The organism is Clostridium sp. CCUG 7971, from assembly GCF_017590215.1.
Taxonomy (GTDB): Bacteria; Bacillota; Clostridia; order Peptostreptococcales; family Peptostreptococcaceae; genus Faecalimicrobium.
Map to the genome: position 1 here is coordinate 1 of NZ_JAFFPK010000195.1, position 5,624 is coordinate 5,624.

Sequence of the window (5,624 nt, forward strand, 5' to 3'; positions counted from 1 at the left end):
TTTACTTTTTTAGATAGAGGGTTATTTTTATACTATTTTATTCTCCAAAGTAAAGACTAAATCTTTCTCTATATTTTTAACTTTAATTATATCCCCTAAATCATCAGAGTATATATCTATACTGTAATCACATATCCTTTTATTCTTTTGGAATATACCTTGTTTATATGCTATTGACTGTACTTTATCTTTAGGAATAATTATTGTCTTTTTTACTATACTTCCATTACTTAAAAATATGTTTTTATCATCTATTCCGATTGCATTATTATTGTAACTCATATATCCTAAGAATGTTTGAATACCTAAAATAACTGGGAATATTATCTTATATATATCAAACTCAAAGTTAGTAAAATTATCAAAGTAAGATACTAATAAAATTATAGTCGTAGTTATAACATATCTCTTAGTTAAGAACATATAACTATATTTTTTATATGGTTTATGTACCTCTTTATCAAATTCAAATTCATTTAATATATTTTTAATTATCTCATCTTTTAATTTTTTATTAGCTATTGGATATAATATAGACTTTATTTTTGAATCATCACTATTTCCATATCCAATAACTCCTACCTCAATATTATATAAACCAAACATTTGACATAATAAGTTTTGTTTTAACTTTAAGCTGTTTACTTGTTCTAATTTAAAGTTAAACTTATTTTTATTAAGCAAACCATATTGTATAGAAATATTATTGTCTTCTCTATATAAAGTAAAATCATAATATTTTATATAATCTAAAACAAAACAAATTATTGTTGCTATAATATAAATTGTTATTAATAATCCAGCAATCATTAATACCATTGTTAGTATAGGAAACTCAGATACCTTACTTCCTATATTTTCGATATCACCACTGTGTTTTTCTATATATTTATTTAACTCATCAAGACCTATAGTAGAGTCTAACTTATCAATTATAACCCCTATAGGTAAAATAAAATATATCTTACTCTTAGTAAAAGTATATTTTAGTATATCTTTAAAGCTAACTTTATAAGTATACTGTTCTTTATAGCTTATATTTTCTTCTTGTTGTGTATCTTCAACCTCTAATACTTCACTTTCTTTGTTTTCAGATAGTAATATTTTTTTAAGATTTTCTATCTTTTCATTTTTTAATAAAAACTTAAATTCTGCACTATTAATAACACCAACAGCTCCAGTGTTTATACTTAATAATGATACACCTAGTATAGTGTTTAAAATACTAGCTTTAGTATCTACTGTGCTTATTTTCTCTAGCGGTATTTCTTTTTTACTTTTTTCAAATACTCCACTTTCTATAAACAATATATTATCTTTTATATAAAAAGTATTATTTCTCCAACTCATAAAAGCAACTATAATATCAATACTAATTATTAATATAGCTATTAAAATAATATAGTCACTTAACCACTTAGTAAGTAAAACTATAAATATTATATTACTGACTATATTTTTAAATATATTTGTAATCACACTGGACCAATGGTTTCTAGTCGATTCTAACATCATAACCTTCCACCTTCTTACTTATTTTATCTTTTAAGTATTCACTGATTTCTTTAGCTTTTTCTAACTCTATGTTTGGTATTGTATGTATTCCTCCAGCTGTATGAATATCTACATTTGCAAGATTAAAAAATCTATTTATAAATCCTTCAGTTATAACTATATGTTGTATTCTAACCATTGGAACTATAGTTCTTTTTGTAATATATATACCATGTATAAAATCTACTTTATCTTTATTTATAATGTATCTCCACTGCTTATACTCTATAATCGGATATATAAATGTATTAACAAGTAGTAATAAAATAATAATACCAACAGTTATATTTATAGGAGCTTCAAACATTACTGCGTATTTAAATTTCATGTTATAAATACTAAACCAAACCCCTACAATTAAAATAATACTTACTATAACAGTAGTTATTAATCTTGCCACAAACCATGATTTTTTAGCCTTTATACTTAAGTTGTCGTATTCCACAATATATCACATCCCCCTTAAATTAATTTTAACGTATCAGTACAATATTAGCATAAATATTCACAAGTCATACTTAAAATGGACTAAAATACTCATTTTATGGAATAAAATATATTTTTAGATAAAAATTTATTAAAATAAAAAGGTACTTACATTTAGTGTAAGTACCTTTTTATTACATTTGTGTAGCTATTCCATTTTCATCTACTACTATTCCATCTTCAACTGCTGTATTAACAGCCATTTTTCCATCCTCATAGAAGTAATATTGATTACCATCTATACTTTGTAATCCTCTTTGCATTGCTCCTTCTTCATTGAAGTAGTATTTATTTTCGTGTATTGTTGCCCATCCTCTTTGCATACTGCCATCTTCATTAAAATAATACATACTTCCATTTAATTCTTCCCATCTTTGTTGCATTGTTCCATCTGGGTTAAAGTAATATCTTTTACCTTCTATATCTTGCCATCCTGTTAAAGCTACTCCTTCATTATTGAAGTAATACTTATACCCTTCACTACTTTGCCATCCTGATCCTAATTGACCGTTTCCATCAAAGAAGTAAGTTGTTCCATCTATTGTATTTACTCCTGTTGCCATTGTTCCATCTAGGTTGAAGTAGTATTTTTTACCTTCTATAGTTTGCCATCCTGTTACAGCTATTCCATCATTATTAAAGTAGTATTTTTTATTTTGATATGTTTGCCATCCTGAACCTAATTGACCATTATTGTCAAAGAAGTAAGTTGTTCCATCTATTGTATTTACTCCTATTACCATTGCTCCATCTGAGTTGAAGTAATATTTTTTATCTTCTATAGTTTGCCATCCTGTTACAGCTATTCCATCATTATTGAAGTAGTATTTTTTATTTTGGTAAGTTTTCCATCCTGAACCTAATTGGCCGTTATTATCAAAGTAATATAGTTTACCATCTACATTTTGAACTCCTACTGCTAATACTCCATCTGATTTTAGGTAATATTTTTTACCATCTATTGTATTCCATCCTTTTAGCATTACTCCATTATTATCAAAGTAATATTTATTATTATTTATAGTTTGCCATCCCTTTTGCATTTCGCCATCTGAATTGAAGTAATATCTATTGTTGTTTATATTTTGCCATCCACTTCTCATTATTCCATCATTACCTAAATAATAAGTTTTGTTGTCTATAGTTTTAAATCCTGTTTGCATTACTCCACTACCATCAAAGTAATATTTCTTTGAACTTATAGTTTGCCATCCTGTTACTTTCTTTCCTTTTGAATCATAGTAATATTTTTTATTATCTATTGTTTGCCATCCTGTTTTTATTGGCGGTGCTGGATTTTCACCTTTGTCATATAATTTTATATTATACTTTGCTGCTATTTGCTTATAGCTTTCATTTGTAGATTTTAATATTACATCTGTTCCAGTTGTAACTTGGTCAAATAGCCATCTTACGTCTTTATTGTGCATTCTTACACATCCACCAGATACAGATTTACCAATTGAACTTTCATTATTGTTTCCATGAATTCCATATGTTGTTCCGTAGCTTCCTTTTATATGAAGCCCTAACCATCTATCTCCCAATGGGTTTCTAGGGTCCCCACCTGGTATTCCTCCTGAGTAATATGGTCTATTTTTTATCTTATTTACTATTTTGCATTTTCCTTGTGGTGTTGGAGTACTTTTCTTACCTGTAGCTACTCTAAATTCTTTTATGAATTTATTATTTACATAGTATCCCATTTTGTTTGTTTTAGTATTTATGATGATTAAGTGTTTACTTGCAGCTTCTGATATAGGCATTGACCAACCAAATATTAAACATGCTGTAAGTAAGAATACCATGCACTTTTTTATCATTTTTTTCAATGTGATATCCCCTCCCATCCCCTTATATTTCAAGGGTTTTAGAGGTTTTTCCTTTAGTTTTATTTCTTAGTTTTTTAGGTATTTATAACATTATTTAGCAGTTAATTTTATATTTTTTAATTTAATTTATCGAAAAAAAATAAAGCATCTTATATTAAGGCGCTTTATAGTTAATTATTTTTTAATGTTTATGCATGCCCATTTCCTACATCTTCAAATTTTATATCCACTTGCCATTTTGTTCTAACTTATAAGTCAGATAATCTATAGCTTTTCTATGTAAAAACCTTCTATAGAAGATATTTCTCCCATAGAAGGCCTTTGATTTGATAACTTTTAATTACTTAAGTTTTGAGTAGTATTCAACAACTAAAATATCATCTATTTCAATTGGAATTTCTTGTCTTTCAGGTTTTCTTGAAAGTGTACCTGAGAAACTTTCTAAGTCCTTAGTTATATATGGGTATTGGCTAAGGGCATTATTTTGAAAACTTTCTTTAAATAATGTATTATCTTGAGATTTTTCTCTTAAAGATATAACCTCTCCTACAGATACACCATAAGAAGGTATATCAACTTTTTTACCATTAACTAATATGTGTCCATGAACTACCATTTGTCTAGCTTGTCTTATAGAGCTTGCTAACCCTAGTCTGTAAACTAAGTTATCTAATCTACATTCTAGCATTTGTATTAAAACTGTACCTGTAGATTCTTTAGATTTCATAGCTTTTTTAACGTAATTAGAAAATTGTCTTTCTAATACTCCGTAGTATGCTCTTAATCTTTGCTTTTCTAGTAATTGAACTCCGTATGGTGATAATTTCTTATCTGCTCTAGAAGTTCCTTTTGTAGCTCTATCCATAGCTTTTGGATGTCCACATACGTTAATTCCTAATCTCCTACATTGTTTAAATCTAGGTCCCATCATTTTTGCCATAATTATCATTCTCCTCTTAAAATTAGAAAATTTGCCGCGATAACTTTAAGCCTAAAATTAATATATCATATTTTTTTAATTTTGTAAATGAATTTCATTATCATTTTATTAATAATATCAATTAAATACACAATGATTATATTTAATAATCCTTAATATATAGAAAACCTCAAAATTTATTGTTATTTATATTAACAATAAATTTTGAGGTTTTTATTATCTTATTAGTTTAGCTTTTCAATGTAGTTACAATTTTCACATATATGATTTAAAAAAAGTAGTAATCTTTCATAAAGTGGGTAAGCTTTTTCGCCATATTTTAGTTCTAAATCTTTCCCTAAGTCCTTAACATTTTTTATTCCATCAATTTGTAAGAAAATATAACTACTATATTTATCAAGCTCAATCTTTTTATACATTGGAATTTTTAATTTTAATTTCCTAAAAAACCTTTGAATTTTATGATCTTGCTTTTCAAGTATTGTAACGATATCTTCATCATTTATCTCATATTCTATATTATCAATTTTTTTAAATACTAAATTTAAAACATCATCATTATTTTTCATTATCTCTTACCTTAGAATTAATGATTGGTAATGTAGTCAAGACTGATAATACTATTAATAATATTATAGCCATCATATTTCCAGAGGCAAATCCTCTAGGTCCAGCTCCTTTTACGATGCCTACTACTTGTAATATTATACCTACTAATCCTATTATAGAACCACCTGCAACAAGACCAGATGATAAACTTATACCATTTGAAACTTTAACTTCTTTCTCTTTTTCATTTTTAGAAGTTTTTT

At 26.5% G+C, this 5,624-nt stretch carries 5 protein-coding genes and 1 pseudogene; all 6 read right to left on the reverse strand.

The annotated features are described in order from the left end of the window. Window positions 1–27: 27 nt before the first annotated feature. Window positions 28–1,515, reverse strand: coding sequence for a PH domain-containing protein (locus tag JWF52_RS18445; protein ID WP_208334934.1), 1,488 nt, complete (start codon window positions 1,513–1,515; stop codon window positions 28–30). After that, window positions 1,496–1,999, reverse strand: coding sequence for a PH domain-containing protein (locus JWF52_RS18450; RefSeq protein ID WP_208334935.1), 504 nt, complete (start codon window positions 1,997–1,999; stop codon window positions 1,496–1,498). The genes JWF52_RS18445 and JWF52_RS18450 overlap by 20 nt, the downstream gene beginning before the upstream one ends. Before the next feature lie 175 nt (window positions 2,000–2,174). Continuing rightward, on the reverse strand, window positions 2,175–3,863 hold the full coding sequence (locus tag JWF52_RS18455; protein ID WP_286184277.1) for a L,D-transpeptidase family protein: 1,689 nt from the start codon (window positions 3,861–3,863) through the stop codon (window positions 2,175–2,177). 349 nt (window positions 3,864–4,212) lie between these two features. Continuing rightward, on the reverse strand, window positions 4,213–4,812 hold the full coding sequence (gene rpsD, locus JWF52_RS18460; RefSeq protein ID WP_208334937.1) for a 30S ribosomal protein S4: 600 nt from the start codon (window positions 4,810–4,812) through the stop codon (window positions 4,213–4,215). Between the two features lie 224 nt (window positions 4,813–5,036). Next, a complete protein-coding gene (locus JWF52_RS18465; protein ID WP_208334938.1) occupies window positions 5,037–5,381 on the reverse strand; it encodes a PqqD family peptide modification chaperone in 345 nt (114 codons plus the stop codon). Further along, window positions 5,371–5,624: pseudogene (locus tag JWF52_RS18470) on the reverse strand (peptide transporter); the annotation flags it as partial. The pseudogene JWF52_RS18470 and the gene JWF52_RS18465, both read right to left, overlap by 11 nt.